Origin of the sequence: Carboxylicivirga litoralis (assembly GCF_025499605.1) — a bacterium.
GTDB lineage: Bacteria > Bacteroidota > Bacteroidia > Bacteroidales > Marinilabiliaceae > Carboxylicivirga > Carboxylicivirga litoralis.
This window is the reverse complement of record NZ_JAFMVC010000020.1, coordinates 1-18,752: the sequence shown is the minus strand read 5'-3', so window position 1 is coordinate 18,752 and position 18,752 is coordinate 1. Positions and strand designations below refer to the sequence as shown.

Annotated in this window: 15 protein-coding genes; 12 read left to right on the top strand and 3 right to left on the bottom strand. The window is 40.0% G+C overall.

Annotated elements, in window-relative coordinates; all coding sequences use genetic code 11:
* Positions 1-7: 7 nt before the first annotated feature.
* The gene (locus tag J1N10_RS16015) at positions 8-1,474 is read right to left on the bottom strand and encodes a sensor histidine kinase (RefSeq protein ID WP_262327744.1); all 1,467 of its coding nucleotides are present in this window, start codon (positions 1,472-1,474) and stop codon (positions 8-10) included.
* A gap of 191 nt (positions 1,475-1,665) precedes the next feature.
* Here J1N10_RS16015 and J1N10_RS16010 point away from each other — a divergent pair, with 191 nt between their 5' ends.
* The 7 genes from J1N10_RS16010 to J1N10_RS15980 all read left to right on the top strand — a co-directional run bounded on the left by J1N10_RS16010 (position 1,666) and on the right by J1N10_RS15980 (position 11,639).
* The gene (locus J1N10_RS16010; protein ID WP_262327743.1) at positions 1,666-3,441 is read left to right on the top strand and encodes an alanine/glycine:cation symporter family protein; all 1,776 of its coding nucleotides are present in this window, start codon (positions 1,666-1,668) and stop codon (positions 3,439-3,441) included.
* Entirely contained in the window at positions 3,441-3,977 is a 537-nt protein-coding gene (locus tag J1N10_RS16005) for an RNA polymerase sigma-70 factor (RefSeq protein ID WP_262327742.1), read from the top strand. The genes J1N10_RS16010 and J1N10_RS16005 overlap by 1 nt, the downstream gene beginning before the upstream one ends.
* A gap of 544 nt (positions 3,978-4,521) precedes the next feature.
* Complete coding sequence (locus tag J1N10_RS16000; RefSeq protein WP_262327741.1) at positions 4,522-5,505, top strand: FecR family protein; 984 nt, start codon at positions 4,522-4,524, stop codon at positions 5,503-5,505.
* A gap of 168 nt (positions 5,506-5,673) precedes the next feature.
* The gene (locus J1N10_RS15995) at positions 5,674-9,030 is read left to right on the top strand and encodes a TonB-dependent receptor (protein ID WP_262327740.1); all 3,357 of its coding nucleotides are present in this window, start codon (positions 5,674-5,676) and stop codon (positions 9,028-9,030) included.
* Between the two features lie 19 nt (positions 9,031-9,049).
* Positions 9,050-10,570 carry a RagB/SusD family nutrient uptake outer membrane protein gene (locus J1N10_RS15990; protein WP_262327739.1) on the top strand — a complete coding sequence of 507 codons (1,521 nt, stop codon included), beginning with the start codon at positions 9,050-9,052 and terminating at the stop codon, positions 10,568-10,570.
* Positions 10,571-10,743: 173 nt separating this feature from the next.
* Positions 10,744-11,031: a lysine exporter LysO family protein gene (locus J1N10_RS15985; RefSeq protein WP_262327738.1), complete on the top strand. Its 288-nt coding sequence runs from the start codon at positions 10,744-10,746 to the stop codon at positions 11,029-11,031.
* A gap of 2 nt (positions 11,032-11,033) precedes the next feature.
* Complete coding sequence (locus tag J1N10_RS15980; protein ID WP_262327737.1) at positions 11,034-11,639, top strand: LysO family transporter; 606 nt, start codon at positions 11,034-11,036, stop codon at positions 11,637-11,639.
* Positions 11,640-11,781: 142 nt separating this feature from the next.
* Here the strand turns inward: J1N10_RS15980 and J1N10_RS15975 are convergent, their stop codons facing one another.
* Together J1N10_RS15975 and J1N10_RS15970 are read right to left on the bottom strand one after the other, a co-directional pair.
* Positions 11,782-12,087, bottom strand: coding sequence for a GIY-YIG nuclease family protein (locus J1N10_RS15975; RefSeq protein ID WP_262327736.1), 306 nt, complete (start codon positions 12,085-12,087; stop codon positions 11,782-11,784).
* A gap of 89 nt (positions 12,088-12,176) precedes the next feature.
* Complete coding sequence (locus J1N10_RS15970; protein ID WP_262327735.1) at positions 12,177-12,635, bottom strand: META domain-containing protein; 459 nt, start codon at positions 12,633-12,635, stop codon at positions 12,177-12,179.
* Positions 12,636-12,717: 82 nt separating this feature from the next.
* Between J1N10_RS15970 and J1N10_RS15965 the strand changes: the two genes are divergently transcribed.
* From J1N10_RS15965 to J1N10_RS15945, 5 genes are all read left to right on the top strand, one after another.
* Positions 12,718-13,257 carry a hypothetical protein gene (locus tag J1N10_RS15965; protein ID WP_262327734.1) on the top strand — a complete coding sequence of 180 codons (540 nt, stop codon included), beginning with the start codon at positions 12,718-12,720 and terminating at the stop codon, positions 13,255-13,257.
* Positions 13,258-13,497: 240 nt separating this feature from the next.
* Positions 13,498-14,601 (top strand): DNA polymerase III subunit gamma/tau, encoded by a 1,104-nt coding sequence (locus J1N10_RS15960; protein WP_262327733.1) that lies wholly within the window; start codon positions 13,498-13,500, stop codon positions 14,599-14,601.
* Between the two features lie 365 nt (positions 14,602-14,966).
* Entirely contained in the window at positions 14,967-15,227 is a 261-nt protein-coding gene (locus J1N10_RS15955; protein WP_262327732.1) for a hypothetical protein, read from the top strand.
* Between the two features lie 223 nt (positions 15,228-15,450).
* Complete coding sequence (locus J1N10_RS15950) at positions 15,451-17,679, top strand: NADP-dependent isocitrate dehydrogenase (RefSeq protein WP_262327731.1); 2,229 nt, start codon at positions 15,451-15,453, stop codon at positions 17,677-17,679.
* Between the two features lie 283 nt (positions 17,680-17,962).
* Positions 17,963-18,436 carry a DUF4199 domain-containing protein gene (locus tag J1N10_RS15945; RefSeq protein WP_262327730.1) on the top strand — a complete coding sequence of 158 codons (474 nt, stop codon included), beginning with the start codon at positions 17,963-17,965 and terminating at the stop codon, positions 18,434-18,436.
* Positions 18,437-18,752: the final 316 nt, after the last annotated feature.

Genomic DNA, 18,752 nt, shown 5'->3' with positions numbered 1-18,752 from the left:
GCCTTTTTTATTTCTCTTTGGCCTGTTTTATACGCAGGAAAGCGATGGTGAACGTACTGCCTTTACCTACCAGACTTTCTACTCGTATCTCGGCATTGTTTTTCTCTGCCAGTTCTTTGCACAATAATAAACCGAGTCCGGTTCCGGGTTCATTATTCGTTCCTGGTGTTGAAATATTGTTCTCGATATTAAATAAACGACTTATTTGCTCTTCGGTCATTCCGATACCTGTGTCTTTAATCTTTAATAAATCAAAATCACCTTCAGTGCCGGTTGATATTTCAATGGTGCCATCATTATTGGTGTATTTGATGGCATTACTTAACAGATTGCGCAGTACCGTTTTAATCATATTACTGTCGGCACAAACTGTGGCCATCGGATCAACCTGATTAATAAGTGTAATGCGCTTGTGTGCAATATTATGAGATAACAAGGCCTGGGCTTCATAAACCATAGTGGCAATTCGCACAGGTGTCAATTGTTGTTTGGTAAGATTATTTTGCTGTTTCGACCAGTCCAATAGATTGCCCAGTAGGCCAAGGCCTTGGTGAGCTGAATGCTGAATGGTTTTTAAGATGTCTTTTATTTCAGTTTTATTGTACTGGCTGTAATCAGACAGTATAAGATCGATAATCGATGTTTGAGCCGAAAATGGCGATTTAAGATCATGCCCAATGATACTGAATAGTTTATCTTTCGTCACATTTGCTTGTTGCAGTTCCTCTTTTTGGTGCTCGATCAGTGCTTTTTGATCAGCCAACTTCTTATTTAAACGCTTTTCTTTGCGGAGTTGTAATTCAGCCAATTCATTTTTTTGCTTCTCAAGCGCCAGGTTTAATTCTGAACTGCGTTTTAAGTTGACTGTAGCCAGATGTTTAGCGTTTAATCGGTTAATCATCTTTGGAATACTATACAAGAAGTAGCCCATCACAAGCAAATAGGCGCTTTTATATATTTGCCCGGCCCAATTGGCCGATGCCACTTTTTCGAGTAAGTCTGGTTCAATATGAGGTGATCGAATGGCATAAATGATATTGAAGCAAATAACCGAGTATAGTGCCGAAAAAACCACCAGGCGTTTATCATACCTTAAAACAGACAATAAAATGAGTACAGGGTATAAAAAAACCGAAGCTGCTGTTGTAACGGCAATTGGCTTAAAAAGAAATGAGTAATTAAAGATATGAATGGATAATATAGTGATGTCGATGGTTGACGACATAAAACGGATCCAGGTGGCGCTTCCATATTTTCGTAGCAGGATGTTTATAACAGCATTGTAGAAAATATAAAATGTGGCCAGCAGAAGAGACGTTAATGCACGGTCTGTTTCACCGGAATAGTAGATATAACCAATAAAGATAAGTATGACAGAGATTAATACCCATCTAAATTTTATTACCTCTTGTTCGCCCCAGACCGCGTCCTCCTTAAAAAGCTTCTCAAATTGTTCAGTGTTAGGTTTGTGCATAATTTAAAGTTAGGAAAACAAAAATAGTGGAATTTTCATTTTAGCCAATACCTTCAAATATAATTCAATGCAAGACCTGATATTATTGTACTTTTTGTTTGGATAAGCCCTTTAAAAATTTGGTTATATCACTACCAAAGCCAATATTTGTGTGAAAATCTACAAATACAAAATTATTAACCACAAAATCTATGCAGGCATTAAATGACTTTTTGCTATTGATTGACTCGTATATCGGTAGCCACCTTTGGTTTGTACTATTACTTCTGGGTACCGGTATCTTTTTTACCATATATCTTAAGTTTCCCCAGGTTAGATACTTTAAATATGCTTTACGAATTGTAAGAGGTCAGTTCGATAAAGAAGATGATGAAGGGGATACTTCACACTTTCAGGCATTAACAACAGCATTGTCAGGAACGGTAGGAACAGGTAATATTGCCGGAGTAGCATTTGCGGTTCATTTGGGCGGTCCTGCTGCATTATTCTGGATGCTGGTAACCGCTATGTTTGGTATGACTACCAAATTTGTAGAAGTAACATTATCGCATAAATACCGTGAAAAAGCACAAGATGGTACAATCGCTGGTGGGCCGATGTATTTTATGCGTAAACGATTAAACATTAAAACAGCATCGGGTAAGACCATTAAAACAGGCTATTGGATTGCAGCTATTTTTGCCATTGCCACTATTTTATCATCCTTTGGAACAGGTAGTTTACCGCAAATTAATAGTATCTCCAATTCCTTATTCTCTACTTTTGGAGTACCACACATGGTAACAGGGTTGGTGTTGGCTATTCTTCTTGGTTTTGTAATTATTGGTGGTATTAAACGTATTGCTAAAGTAACATCGCGCCTGGTGCCAGCCATGGCAGCCATTTATTTTATTGGAGCGATGGCCGTTATTTTGTTTAATTATGAAAATATCTGGCCCTCACTTCAAGCCATTGTTGGTGATATTTTTACCGGCTCATCGGCAACAGGTGGTTTCTTGGGTGCCAGCATTGCTTTTGCTTTTAACCGGGGAGTTAACCGTGGTCTTTTCTCCAATGAGGCAGGGCAGGGGTCTGCACCAATTGCCCATGCTGCTGCCAAAGCGCACGAACCAGTTTCAGAAGGTTTAGTGGCTTTACTGGAGCCATTTATCGATACCATTATCATATGTACTTTAACGGGCTTTGTGTTATTATCATCGGGTGTGTGGAGTGAGAAGCTGGACAATCGTTTTCAGTTGGCTGACTTGCAGGTGCTAAATACTATTGCTATTACCGACCAGACGGATGAAGGAAAACTAGAGCTTTCACAACACATTAGTGGCAAAGAAACACTGCCGTTATTTACTGGTAAAATGGGCGTTAAAGATGGAAAGATTAGTACTCCTGTCCGTTTAATACACGCCCGTTCATTGGCAGAAAACGTGGTTGTAAAGCAAGGTAAAGAGCTTTATAATGGTCAATTAGATGTGGTGGACGGTAGTGTCATTATTAAAGACGAAGAACTGGGTTTATTAGAACGCATAAAATCACAGTTCAGCCATTCTGGCAATAATAAAATTGTGATTGAAGGACAATCCTTGATTCACAGTGCACCATTAACAGCTGTAGCTTTTACCAAAAGTTGGTTTGGAAATTTTGGTCAATATATAGTATCTATTGGCTTGTTACTATTTGCTTTTTCTACCGCTATTTCCTGGTCGTATTATGGTGATAGAGCCGTTACTTACCTGTGGGGTTCAAAGTATGTTATCTGGTATCATTTTGTCTATGTAATTGGCTTTTTTGTGGCCTCTTTTATTGATACAACCATTATCTGGACCTTGTCGGGTATTACCATTGCTTTAATGACTATTCCAAACTTATTTGGATTGTTATTTTTGCACAAAGAGATGAAAACAGATGTGAAGCAGTTCTGGAAAGAGTACAAAGACCGCTTCCCAGAAGAGAAAAATATACCGCAGGATTAATGAAACAAATGCCTCAAGCAGAAAGTATTAAATCAAGGAAGGAGTTTGAGCACTTCTTTAAAATGCATTTTGATGACATGGTGCGGTACGCAATGAAATTTGTGCACCGCACTGATGTGGCATCTGATATTGTGCAGGAGGCGTTTGTTAAACTATGGGAACTTCGTGAACGAATTCTCGTAACTGTTTCAATTAAAGCCTATTTATATAAAATCATCTACAACCTCTCACTTAATTATATCGAACAATTGAAAGTGCACACTCAGCATCACGAATCGATGTATTCAGAATTGATCGAGATGGAAGTGGATTATTATAAAGAAGAAAAGAGCCTGCTGCAGGAAGAACGCATGGACCTGTTGCGAAAAATGCTCAGGGAATTACCCAAAGGCTGCTATGAAGTAATAGACCTGAGCCGCTTTCAAGGCTTAAAAACTAAAGAAATTGCCCACAAACTGGATGTACCTGTCCGCACCATTGAAACACGCATTTACCGTTGCATCACAAAGCTAAAAGAGTTGGTGAGGTACGCGTAATAAATAACAAAAACCACCTGAAAAGTCTTGTTTGAGGATAAAGAAAAGATACTTCCCACTTCCAAGTCATTATACCATTCAAAAATGGCTCAAGTTCCAACCAAGATCATTCCCGACCATCAACTAATTGTTTTGGACGCTTCAAAAATTATTCACTCCCATCTGGCTATTTGTCGTTTTCTATAGTCATATGTTGTTTTAGTTACGTTGTAAATAATACCAAATGTATTACAAAATGAGCCTTAATCATTTTGCTAATTACATTGGTTAATGTCGATACATAATCAAAGTGACTTTAAAAAGCGAAGCGCTATAAAGGCGCATTTTGATTAGTAAACGGTATAAGTAAATGGTGATGAAGAATGAGTTGCTCATGGTAATTTTTATCTGAAGGGTGTTGATTGCTGTATTGTTATGGCTTAGTGCTATTTAGGGAGAGTATAATCTAAGTCGATACAATGGATGTGATTTTTTCTTTAACTTTTTTCATTTTTATTGACGTAGTTTTAGTAATTCACCTGTCATCCCTATACAAGAACGAAAAATGAAAGAACGAAACGATATAGAAGCGCTCATAATTCGCAGCCTGGATAAAACTGCTACAGAAGAAGAATTGGGCGCTTTAAAACAGTGGATAAATCAATCGGAGCACAACAAGCAATCCTACTTCGAGTTTAAAGATGTGTGGGACGCTACGGAGGCTAAGGTGCCTTCGAGGCAAAAGGCATGGAAGAAGGTAGAAGCGCAATTGTCGGTAAAAAGAATACTACCTGGTTGGGCCATGGAAATACTAAAAATTGCATCGGTTGCTTTGGTCGTTGCCTTTGCAACTTATTCTGCTTTTAAACTCCCGCAAATCAAGGAGACAGATAGTACTTTTGTAAGAGTAATTGTTCCCAATGGTTCGCAATCGACAGTGGAGCTGGCCGATGGAACGAAAGTGAAATTGAATGCAGGGTCTGAGTTGATTTATCCCTCTGTATTTAATCGAAAAGAGCGGCATATTACCTTAAAAGGAGAGGCGTATTTTTCGGTTCATCACGATAAAGCGCATCCTTTTATTGTATCAGCAGGCGATATTGAAGTGCGCGTGCTGGGTACCGAGTTTAATGTAATGGCTTATCCTGAAACTGAGCGGATAGAAACCACATTGGTAGAAGGGAGTGTCTCGCTCAATAGGGCCGGTGCTGATTATACCAAAGGTATCATCTTAAAACCTGGTCAAAAAGCCATTTATGCTCAAGGTAAAATGGCCGTGAATCAAGCTAATTTAGCACTTGTAACCAATTGGACCAACAAAGGTTTTAACTTTCAGAATACCAGTCTTGAAGAGCTGGTGATACGTTTGGAGCGATGGTATGATGTGGACATTATTATACAAAGCGAAGCTGCTAAGCAACTATCATTCACTGGTAAGTTTAGAAATAAAGAAACAATCTGGCAAATATTAGATGCCATTAAGATGATAACGCCTATCGATTACACCATAAAAGACGATAAAATTTATATAACATTAATAACAGAATAGCCTATGATATAGGGACAGAAACAAAACGACCGGAACGATGCGGCAACATCTTCCCGGTCTGATAATTTTTAAAACAAGTTTAAAAGTAAATCATTCAAAAGTATGAAAAAAAAATTGAATGGCATGAGGCATAGTGCCCCATGTCTAAACCCAAAATTTTGGAAGATTATGAAACTGACAGTGGTTTTAATGATTTTCGGAATGGTTCAGATTTCTGCGTCAACCTATTCGCAGAATGTGAAACTAAACCTCAAACGTGGTCAAAATACTTTGCAACACGTTTTTAATGAAATAGAAAAACAATCTACATTTACTATCTTCTATCAGGATGATCAGGTTAATCTTAATAAAGAAATAGCTCAAAATCTTCAGGGTGGCGAACTGGTTGAAGTGTTAGACAAAGCACTGGAAGGAACTGGTTTAACCTATAAGATCAACGATAAAATCATCATTATTCTTGAAGAAAAGACCAACCGCACAGTTCAGCAGGATGTGACCATCACTGTTAAAGGGCGCGTTATGGGTGTGGACGGCGAACCGTTGCCGGGCGTTAATGTGTTTATTGAAGGCACAACCACCGGTACTATAACCAACATTGATGGTGATTATGAATTGGCAGTAGAAGGAGCCGATAAAAACATTGTGTATTCTTTTATTGGCTATCAAACGCAAACGATTGCGGTAAATGGTCGTTCTCAGATAGATATCACTTTGGTGGAAGAGTCAATTGGCCTGGATGAAGTGGTAGCTGTCGGTTATGGTGTTCAGAAGAAAAGCGACTTAACAGGTGCGGTGGCCAGTGTGAAGAGCGATGACTTGCAGAAAATTGCCACAACCAATGCAAGTGAGCAGTTGCAAGGGCGTATGGCCGGAGTTTCTGTTATAAAAAGTGGTGGCTCACCTGGTGCAGGCGTTTATGTAAAAGTGCGTGGTGTTGGTACCGTTGGCAATAACAACCCGCTTTATATCATTGATGGTATTCCGGGTAGCCTTTATTTTGTTAATCCAAGCGATATTGAGCGCATGGAAGTGCTGAAAGATGGTGCTGCGGCTGCTATTTACGGTTCACGTGCGGCTAATGGTGTTATTTTGGTGACGACTAAAAAAGGTAAGGAAGGAAAGGCTAAAGTTGATATTGAGAGTTACGTAGGATCAGTGAATGCCAACGATCAATACGATTTATTAGATGCTCAAGGTTACCGTGATGTACATAAAATGATGGTAGACAACTACAATATGTACGTGTCGGATGCCAATAAGGAGCAAATGCCAGCTTATGTAACCAGTCCGGGCGATTACCCACATAACACTGATTGGCAGGATCAGGTGTTCCGTTCTGCATTGATTCAAAACCACACTGCTCGTGTGAGTGGAGGAAATGAATTGGGTAATTATAGCTTGTCAGCTGGTTATGCCGATGAAGAAGGAACCGTCATTGGCTCTGATTTTCAGAAATATAACTTCCGCTCACGTACCACTATTAAAAAGGGACGTTTTGAGTTTGATGGTAATGTGGCCTACTCTGAAACAAAGCGTGAAGATTACTCTTTGTCATTAAGAGAGACCTATCACATTTCGCCATTAATTCCGGTGTATGACGACACTCAGGAATCTGGTTTCGGACAAGCTTACGGTGATTTACCGGCGCACAATAACCCGGTTGGTGTGGATCACTTCAACGAAAATGAAACACGCATCCAGTTTTTTGTTGGTAACCTTATTTCGAAATTAGAATTAACCGACTGGTTGAGTTATCAGTTAAATCTTGGTTTCCAGAATAGTAATGAGCATGAGAATTCATTTCACCCGCCTTATATAATCAATATTAAGGAGCAGGATTACCAATTCTCTAACGTTTACAACAAAAAAACAAACTGGAGAGAACGCATTGCAGAACACTTGTTGCAATTTAATAAGGATTTCAATAATCACAGTGTTCAAGCGGTTGCTGGTTATACAGCCACAAAGCAAACCAGCGAATGGATGTGGGCCAATGTTGAAGGTTCTAAAATTGACGAAGATGGTAATAAGGTACAAGTGCCGTTTCTCGATGAGAATTTCAAAACATTAGATGCCGGCGAAGGAGGAACTTATACGGCCGGCGGTTCTAATTATACCTATACACGTACTTCGGTTTTAGGGCGTATCAACTACTCGTACATGGGTAAATATTTATTTCAGGCTTCAGTTCGCCGCGATGGTTCCTCTAAATTTGGTGAAAACAATCGTTATGGTACCTTCCCTTCATTTGCGTTAGGGTGGAGAGTATCAGAAGAAAGCTTTATGGATAATGTTGGTATTATTTCGAACCTTAAGTTGCGCGGTAGCTGGGGTAAATTAGGTAATGAGATTACACTTGATTACTATGATCACCAATCATTAATTACAACACTTAATAAATATTGGGGTGGATATGTACAGGGAGCTGGTCAGTTGCCTTGGATTGGTAGTATTGCCAATGATTTAGAGAATAGAAATTTGCAGTGGGAAACAACCATTTCTACCAACATTGGTGTCGACTTTGGTTTATTCAACAATAAACTATCGGGTGTATTAAACTACTACAGAAACGATACTGAGGATATGTTGGTGTTGCAACGTATGCCTAGTTCTGCCGGTGTAGATGATCCAATTTTGAACGTAGGTAAAATCCGTAACAGCGGTATTGAGATTGAATTGAACTATCGCAATAAAATTGGTCAGTTAGGTTATAACATCACCGGAACTTTGTCGACATTAAACAACGAAGTGCTGGAGTTGGCCGAGAAAGACCAGGTATTGTATGGTGCAGGCCTGAAGTATGGCAGTACACACATCCCAACTCAAACTCGTGAAGGTTACGAAATTGGATCATTCTTCCTTTATCAGGCTGATGGTATTTTCCAGAGTATGGACGAGGTTAATGCTCACGTGAATAAAGACGGTGATTTATTGCAGGCTAATGCTAAACCTGGTGATGTTCGTTTTAAAGATATGGATGGTGACGGTGATATCGATGTAGATGACCGTACTTATTCAGGCACAGGACTGGCTAAATTAGAGTATGGCATCAACCTTGGCTTGGATTATAAAGGCTTTGATTTCTCAATGTTCTGGCAAGGTGTTAGCGGTAACAAAATATACAATGGTAACCGTTTCGAAATGGAAGGGATGGATTCAAGACGTAATTTCTTATCCTCAACTTTAAATGCATGGACTTCGGATAATACCAATACTAGTATGCCGCGTGCTGTTTTAAACGATCCAAACCTAAATAATCGCGAGTCAACACGCTTCCTCGAAGATGGTGCTTATTTAAGGCTTAAAACTGTACAGTTGGGTTACACTATCCCTAAGCAGTTGACTGAAAAAGTGGGAATCGAACGTCTTCGCATGTATGTGTCGGGTCAAAACTTATTGACTATCACCGATTATTCCGGACTTGATCCTGAAGTAGGTCGTTCAAGCGTATTAAATACAGGTGTTGACAGGGTATTGTATCCACAAACACACTCAGTATTATTCGGAGTTCAAGTTGGTTTCTAATTGCTAAAACTAAAATAATATGAAGTCTATAAAATATATAATTGGTTTATTGTTTGTTGCGCTTCTGGCAGTTAGCTGTGGCGACGACTTTTTAGAGGAAACAGCACCAGATAAGCTCAATACATCAGTTTACTGGCGCGACTATAATGATGCTGATGCCGGAATGGCAGCAGTATATTCTCACTTAGAGATGTTTACTGGCTGGGATGCTTTTGTTGAAGGCCGCAGTGTTATTGAATATTATCGTTCGGATATGACTGTGCCGGGAGCTGATGCCAGCAACTACCCATGGTGGACAGAGCACTATCATTTTTCGTTTGACAAAGGTAATTATGCCATCTTATTGTTATGGGATAATAACTACCGTGGCATTAACTATGCCAACCAGGTGATTGACAAGTTACCGGGTATTCCTGAAGATAAGATTACGGCAGAGCAGCGCGAGCAGCTAATGGCAGAAGCACGCTTTATGCGAGGCTATTATCACTTTAAACTACTGATTAATTTTAATCAGATTATTGTAAGAGATAAGTATCCTGAGAGTCAGTCTGACTTATTTTTACCTTTAGTAGAACGTGCGGTCGCCTGGGATTTTATTATTGAAGATTTTAAAGCAGCACAAGCTTTAAAACCACTTAAATCGCAGGATAAAGCAAAGCTGGGGCGAGCCACACAAGGAGCGGCTTTCGCCTACTTAGGCAAAGCATATTTGTATCGTTCGGCTGAAGATGCTACCAACAAAAGCATGTACTTAACCGAAGCGCAAAAAGCCTTTAACACGGTTATTTCAGGTGGTGATTATGATATTGAAGCCGATTTTGAAGGTCTGTTTGATGGTACCAACGAAAACAGTTCAGAATGTATTTTTGCTCTTCAGATGTCGCCTGTTGTTGAGGGAGGGGCATCCTATTCAAACTGGCAGAACTACTTTATTGGCCCTGCTGAGCTTGATTTTTATGGTGAAGTATATGGTTCGGCAGAGCTTTTGACAGAAATGAAGAAAGAAGGTAATATTGGTTCAATTGGTCAGTTCGATGATCGTATGTATGGAACCATTTACTTCAATGACCCCTATTATAATGATAATGCCTACGTTCTTGGGTCAACATATGATGATGTTTTTGGTGCAGGCAGCACAACAGTAGCTTTCAAAAAGCATTATCCCAATGACCCATCAAGTGCCTGGAGTCGTTGTCATGTTGATCAGCCATTAATGCGTTATGCGGATGTGCTATTGATGCAAGCCGAAATTTTGAATCAAAGTAATCCTGCAGATGCCATTAGTTTAATAAATGAGCTGAGAACAAAGCGTGGCTTACCTGAGTATGCCGGAGCAACGACCGAAACGGCTGTTTTCGAACAGATAAAGCACGAGCGTATCATGGAATTTACCTTAGAGGGTTCACGTTTCTTTGATCTTCGTCGTTGGGGTATGGCCGATGAAATATTTGGCGACCGCGTTGGGTACAATAGCAATCAGTTGTATTATCCTGTACCAGAGGATGAAGAGAATGCTAACCCTAATCTGTACGGTAATTAATCTTAGTGTGTGATTTGGATTTATATGATGAAATGAACCTGCAACGGTGGGTTCGTTTCATCTCATAATAGGCTATTTAGTACAAGTTGGTTTAGGTTTCAATGTCAATAAGCCGCATATCTAAAATCTTGTGTCTTTTAGTCTTTTTCGATTAAATACCTATTTTTGAATTTATGACTTCATACATTGTTATTGCATTGTTTGCCGTGGGTATTGGCATCGGCTGGCTCATGCGCGATAAAGAAAAAGCCCGTAAAGGCGTTGATTCAGCAGTCACCTGGTCGGTGTACTTGTTATTATTTCTATTGGGTATCTCAGTCGGTATTAACGATGAGATAATCAACAATTTCTCGCGAATAGGCTATAAAGCGTTCTGGTTAACCTTTGGAGCGGTTGTGGGCAGTGTACTGCTGGCCAAAGTAGTTTATCAATTCTTTTTTAAAACGGGTAACGAAGAGTAACAATGAAGGGAAGTTTAATTATTCTGGCATTTTTTGCCGTAGGATTGGTTGGAGGTATTTATGATGCGTTTCCATCATGGTTGCTCAGTGAAGATTTAACGACTTATGCCTTATTTATTTTGATGTTCCTGGTGGGCATCAGCATTGGTAGTGATAAAAATGCCTTCTATGTGTTGCGTAAACTCAATTTCAAAGTCATATTAGTGCCCTTAACAGTTGTTGTCGGCAGTTTGGTGGGCACTTCACTTATCTCCATTCTGTTGAGTGATATCAATGTCAAAGAAGCCATGGCAGTGGGAGCAGGGTTTGGCTATTATTCGCTATCCAGTATTTTCATCGGACAATTACATAGTCAGGAGCTGGGCGTTATTGCTCTTTTGTCCAATATTTTCAGAGAAATCATCACCTTGCTGGCTGTGCCTGTTTTGGTTAAATACTTCGGCAAACTGGCGGGCATTGCAACTGGAGGAGCCACAGCAATGGATACAACACTACCTGTCATCGTGAAGTTTACAGGCAAAGACTATGGCATTATTGCCATTTTCAGCGGTATCGTCTTAACGATATTAGTGCCGGTTTTGGTGACTATGATATTAGAGTTCATGTAAGTCAAGTAGGCATAAGCTCATCATTCTTTGTTTATTTTGTATGGAGCTTGAAGAAAATAAAGAAAACACCTCGGATACGCTTGGTGAGCAGATTGTTGGGGCTCGCCGAGCGGAGTCGAGGCGAATTTATCTTAAAGAAGTGTTACCTATTTTCAGAAGCCGTATCATTCAGGCACTTTGACAATTTATGAAGTTTGTCAAAATCACTCTCAATCAAGGCCCTTTTCTTTTTTCTACTCCAATTTTGAATCTGTTTTTCACGATAAAACGCATCATCAATCCTATCGAACTCTTCTAGATAGACCAGTCTCACAGGTAAGCGCTTTCGAGTGTAATTGGCTCCATGACCTTTCGAATGCTCCATTATTCTTCGTTCTATGTCAGAAGTGCTTCCGGTATAAAAGGTGCCATCATTACATTGTAAAATATATGTAAATCCTTTTGGCATGATGTCATTTGATATTTGCACCTCGGCTCCGCTCGGTGAACAGATTGTAGGTCACCGAGTGGAGCCGAGGTGTATATTGTTATCAGTAATTACTCATTTTTCCTCATCTTAAATTCTAAAATAACATCACCATCCTTTATAAATTGCAGTATATCTCCTTTGGTTTTAAACTTTAAAGGTTGTTGAAGCAGCATAAAGTATTCATGCTCTGGTACTCCTTGACAAAACATCTTGGTTGAAAATATTTTACTAAAAGTAATGATGTCGCCATCTATGTCCACCTGACCGCCAAAGGAGTTGCAGCCACTGTTGCCACCAATTTTGTTTTCATTTTCATTAATAATTAATGTCGGAATTCGCTTGACAAAACCAACTTCTGATGGAGCCTGGCCCTGGTAGCTAACCAATTCCCAGGTGTTATTCTCCGTGAAGTTTTCGATGCTTGTTTTTTCTTGCTCAGCTATCTTTTGAGTGCCGGATGTGCTTTGTGCTGATTTACAACTCATCATCAATGAAATAGCGGCAAAAGCGATAATTAGTTTCTTCATCGTCATTAAAATTTGTTTTTGATTGGTTAAATTAGGCAATAAATATCGTGCCAGTTTGCACGCAATTTAAACAAATACTTATATGGATTCAATAGATATAAAAGTTGGAACAACCGTTGAGCATCCGCGATACGGCGAAGGCATTATTGCCAAAATTACCCTGGGAGCCTATATTGTTTATTTCGAAGATGGCGGTAAAATGGAGATTCCAAAGACCAGCACCAACCTCACCATTATCGAAAGTCCGGATGAAGGCAAGCCGGAAACAATTACCGCTCGTGACCTGCGCTATGCTATCGCTTCTGTTTTAGATGAATATGGCTCTTTGCCTGCTGAAGTGGAATTAGGACAAAAATGGATTGGAGGAAAAGTGATGTTGCATCCGTCCAATGACTCGCTTCAAGCTAAAGAAATCCCCATGGATACCTTCTTTAAAAAGATTATCATGGTGCGGGACCGTTTGCGCGTATTGGAACAGAATATCAACTCGTCGACATCGCTTAACGATGAAGAAAAAGTGCATATGCAGCAATACATCACCCGTGCTTATGGAAGCCTGACGACCTTCAATGTGTTATTTTCAGAGAAAGAAGATTATTTTAAAGGTAGTGGGAAGAAATAGAAAAGACATAAGAATAAAGAAATCTTACATGGGCTGTCTTCTTATGTCTTTTGTCTTTAAATCTTTTGTCTTTAAATCTTTTGTCTTCTGCTTCAATAAATGTTAATAACTTCTGAGTATCCAAATTGGCAGGGGCTCAAAGAAATTATATATTTGTCGTGCAATTGAAATTAGTTGTATTAGTCGATGAAGCTATAAATAAGTACTGTCTTCCGACTATTAAACTACTGGCTATTTAGAATGGAATACATTGTTTCAGCAAGAAAATACAGACCGTCTACCTTTCGTTCGGTAGTAGGGCAGGGCAATATTACCACCACGCTAAAGAATGCGATAAAAAGCAATCATTTGGCACATGCGTATTTGTTCTGTGGCTCGCGTGGTGTGGGTAAAACCACCTGTGCGCGTATTTTTGCCAAAACAATCAACTGTTCCAATATCAACGATGATTTCGAAGCTTGTAATGAGTGTGAATCATGTAAATCATTCAACGATAATCGTTCATATAACATCCATGAGCTGGATGCGGCGAGTAACAATTCGGTGGATGATATCCGTAGTTTGATTGATAAAGTGCGTGTTCCGCCACAGCTTGGAAGTTACTCTGTTTATATCATCGACGAGGTTCATATGCTCTCACAAGCGGCTTTTAATGCCTTTTTGAAAACACTGGAAGAGCCACCACGTCATGCTATTTTTATATTAGCTACCACCGAAAAGCATAAGATACTACCAACGATTTTATCGCGCTGTCAGATATTCGATTTCAATCGGATTACGATTGCCGATGCTGTTGGGCATTTGAAATATGTGTCGGAAAGTGAAGGTGTAAAGGTTGAAGAAGAAGGCCTGGCCGTTATCGCCCAAAAGGCGGATGGAGCCATGCGTGATGCTTTGTCTATCTTCGACCAGATAGTGGCTTTTTCGGGTAAGGAAATCTCGTATCAGCAGGTGATTGAGAACCTGAATGTGTTGGATTATGACTATTATTTTAAGTTAACCGACGCCTTTCTGGCTGAAGATTACAAACAAGGATTGCTGACCTTTAATGAAATCTTGCTTAAAGGTTTCGATGCGCAGCATTTTATGGCCGGATTAAACAGTCATATGCGCGATTTGCTGATGTGTCGTGATGCCTCAACAGCTGCTCTACTGGAGGTAGGACAAACGACCAAAGAAAAATACCAGCAGCAGGCAGCCAACTGCTCCGTTGATTTCCTGTACGAAGCACTAAAAATTATTAATGATAGCGAGCAGCAGTACCGTGCTGCAAAAAATAAGCGTTTACACATTGAGTTTGCGCTCATCCGTTTGGCGCGTATTGTTACCGAAAAAAAAAAGTAGAGCCGTCTGATGAGATACCCATCATCACGGTAGGTAAAGTACAGCCAAAGGCCCCAACAACAAAGACTCCCCAACAAAATTCAGGCAATAAAGGTGGTGCCGCCAAAATTCCGCCTCCTCCCAAAGTAAATGGTGGAGGTAGTGTTGGACTTAAGTCCATCTCCTTAAAGAATCTGGCACAGAAAGTTCAGCAACCAGGTACACCATCGCCTAAAAAGGAAGAACAAAAGGTAGAAGAACCCATTGACCAATCCTGGAATGATACATTCGACCAGGAGAAACTGGATGGGGTATGGCGGGCATTCACGCGTCAGTATGAACGACAACCGCGTATCCATACCATCTATAAAAACCATCCACCGCTATTGGTTGAGGAAAATAAGCTGCTGATTAAACTGCGTAATAAAACACAGGAACATGAGTTAGGTAAGGAGCGTTCGACCATTACTTCTTTTTTAAGGCGGAACCTTAAAAATGCCCGGATTCAACTAAGTTTCGAAATTTCACAGGACGAGGATAATGGTCCGAAGAAAGCATTTACGGTGGCCGACAAATACAAAGTGATGTCGGAAAAGAACCCGGCTTTAGCGCTCTTTCGAAAAGAGTTTAATCTTGACCTTGAATAAAGAGATTTATTGTTAACAGTATAAGCTGTTTTATAGCATACTACAAAGCATTATTATGTTGCATTTTCATGATGAAAGTCAGGATGTAGTCGTTATATAACCGTAATTTTGTAATAACAATAAACCTTAATTATTAATAGTGGCTTTGAAAAAGGAAGATGACCTAAACACAATGGCTCATCAACTGTTACAATAGTCACGTATTCATTTAGAACGATTTAAAATGAGAACACAAACCCCTAAGATTATTTACACCAAGACAGACGAAGCACCTGCTTTGGCAACTTATTCGCTATTGCCTATTGTTGAGGCATACACTAAATCTGCTGGCGTTGAAGTTGAAACAAGAGATATTTCACTGGCAGGACGTATTATTGCCGTTTTACCGGATTACCTGACCGAAGAACAACGCACATCTGATGCCTTGGCCGAACTAGGAGCGTTAGCTAAAACCCCTGAAGCCAATATTATTAAACTACCAAATATCAGTGCTTCTATCCCACAGTTGCAGGCTGCCATCAAGGAATTGCAAGAAAAAGGGTATGCTTTGCCAGATTACCCGGAAGAGCCTAAAACTGAAAAAGAAGAAGAGCTTAAAGCACGTTACGATAAGGTGAAGGGTAGTGCTGTTAATCCCGTGTTACGTGAAGGTAACAGCGACCGTCGTGCACCGCGCGCGGTTAAAAATTACGCTAAAAAGAATCCACATTCGATGGGCGCCTGGTCAGCCGATTCAAAATCAAATGTAGTGAGCATGCCCGATGGCGATTTCTTTGGCAGTGAGCAATCAACTACCATTGAAAAAGCAGGTAGTGTCAGAATTGAGTTACAGGATAACAATGGACAAACAACCATTTTGAAAGAAAAGGTTGCTTTGCTGGAGGGGGAAATTATTGATGCAGCGGTCTTGAGTAAAAAAGCCCTTCGTAGCTTTTTAGAAACCGCCATTGAAAAAGCAAAAAATGATAATATCCTGTTCTCAGTACACCTGAAAGCCACGATGATGAAAGTGTCTGATCCAATCATCTTTGGTCAGGTGGTAGAGGTTTTTTTTAAAGAAGTATTTGAGAAATATGGCAATGTATTTCAGGAATTGGGTATATCAGCAAATAATGGATTAGGTGATTTATATGCGAAGCTTGAAAAACTACCGGCAGCTCAAAAAGAGGAGATTACCGCTGCTATAGATGCCTGCTATCAGAAACGTCCGGCTTTAGCCATGGTGAATTCCGATAAGGGCATTACCAACTTGCATGTGCCTAGCGATGTGATCATTGATGCATCGATGCCGGCGGCTATCCGCACATCTGGTCAAATGTGGAATGCGGAAGGTCAATCACAGGATGCTATCTATACCATCCCGGATCGTTCTTATGCTGGTGTTTACCAGGAAACAATGGATTTCTGTAAGAAGCATGGTGCTTTTGACCCAACTACCATGGGTAGCGTTTCAAACGTTGGTTTGATGGCACAGAAAGCTGAAGAATATGGTTCTCATGATAAAACATTCCAGATAGCAAGTGCTGGTACAGTCAAAGTAATAGACCAGGACAATAAGGTATTACTTGAGCACCAGGTGGAAGAGGGTGATATCTGGCGTATGTGCCAGGTGAAAGATGCCCCTATCCAGGATTGGGTTAAACTGGCTGTTAACCGTGCTAAAGCGACCGATTCACCTGCTGTTTTCTGGTTAGATAAAGAGCGTGCCCACGATAGTCAATTGATTAAAAAGGTGAACCAATACCTGCCAAATCATGATACTGCAGGACTTGATATCCGTATTTTATCTCCTGTTGAAGCGACACGCTTCTCCTTGGAACGTATTATCAAAGGTGAAGATACCATCTCGGTAACCGGCAACGTATTACGTGATTATCTAACGGATTTATTTCCGATACTTGAAGTGGGCACCAGTGCTAAAATGCTATCCATAGTGCCATTAATGAATGGTGGAGGACTATTTGAGACAGGAGCAGGAGGCTCGGCACCTAAGCATGTTCAGCAATTTGAGCATGAAGGGCACCTGCGTTGGGATTCATTAGGTGAATTCCTGGCATTAGCAGTTTCTTTAGAGCATTTAAGCAATACTAGTGATAATCCAAAGGCGAAGATATTGGGTGAGACACTGGATGAAGCTACAGGTGTATTGCTCGAAAACCGTAAGTCTCCATCACGCAAAGTGAATGAGCTGGATAACCGTGGCAGTCATTTTTACCTGGCGATGTATTGGGCACAAGCATTGGCTAATCAGGATAAAGATGCTGAATTAAAACAGTGCTTTGCGCCAATTGCTAAAGCAATGGCTGATAGTGAAACCACCATTGTAGATGAATTGAATGCAGCACAAGGCCAAGCGATGGATGTAGGAGGTTACTACGCACCGGTGTTTGAGCTGGCATCTAAAGCTATGCGACCAAGTAAGACCTTAAATGCGATTATTGATACATTATAAATATTGATATTCTAATAATTAGGAGGGTGGTGTGAAAAATTAAACGCACCCATTCCCTGAGTGTGGTTACTGAGCGGAAGTTGAAGTAGAGTTGAAATGATTATTGGCTGAATTTCAGGTTCATTAAAGTCACATCTCGACTCCGCTCGATGACCAATACATATTTAAATTATAAGCATTGATATTATACTATCGAAGCGGCATTAGGTAACGAACTTAATGTCGCTTTTTTTTGAACAAGGCCTGCCGGAAACTGTTTCATTAGCAACAAAAACATCATCCTATGAAGAAAATTGCTATTGAACTAAAGTGGGGCGTCATCTTTTTTGCCATTGTGTTATTATGGACAGTCTTTGAAAAGAGCATTGGCCTGCACGATGAACGCATTGATAAACACTATATTTTAACCAATTTCTTTGCCATTCCTGCTATTATAGTCTATGTGCTGGCTTTATTGGATAAACGCAAATGGCTTGGGGGTAGTATGAGTTGGTCGCAGGGATTTTTAAGTGGCTTGATAATTGCCGTTATTGTCTCTTTATTAAGTCCTTTAGGCCAATACCTGACGCATGAATATTTGTCACCTGAGTACTTTCCAAATATCATTGCTCTAACCGTTGAACAAGGGAAGATGACATTGGAGCAGGCCGAAGCCTACTTTAACTTGAATAACTACATCAAAGTAAGTATGCTGGGTGCTATCATGATGGGAGCCTTGACGGCCGGTATCGTAGCTATTTTTACAAGAAAAAAATAGGTGCGTTTCTAACCAGAAGATTGGGGTAAGCTGAGAGTAATCTGCACCACCTCACTACTTCATGGTGACGAAAATCCGCACCCTCTGAATTTAATAGAGGGACAGACAGACTGGATCGTAGAATAAACTGCGCTATTAACCTGAGTTCGATTTAAATTTCAGAATTCAGATTGTCATAAATAATTGATATACAAGGCAAATTTTGCAGGGCTAGCGAGCTAGCTCGAAAAATTTAACGCAGAAGATTAGTTTTTTATGACAAAGCATTGATGTTTCACTTGTAAACAGCGATTTTCTTCCCGAAATTTATTCAAAA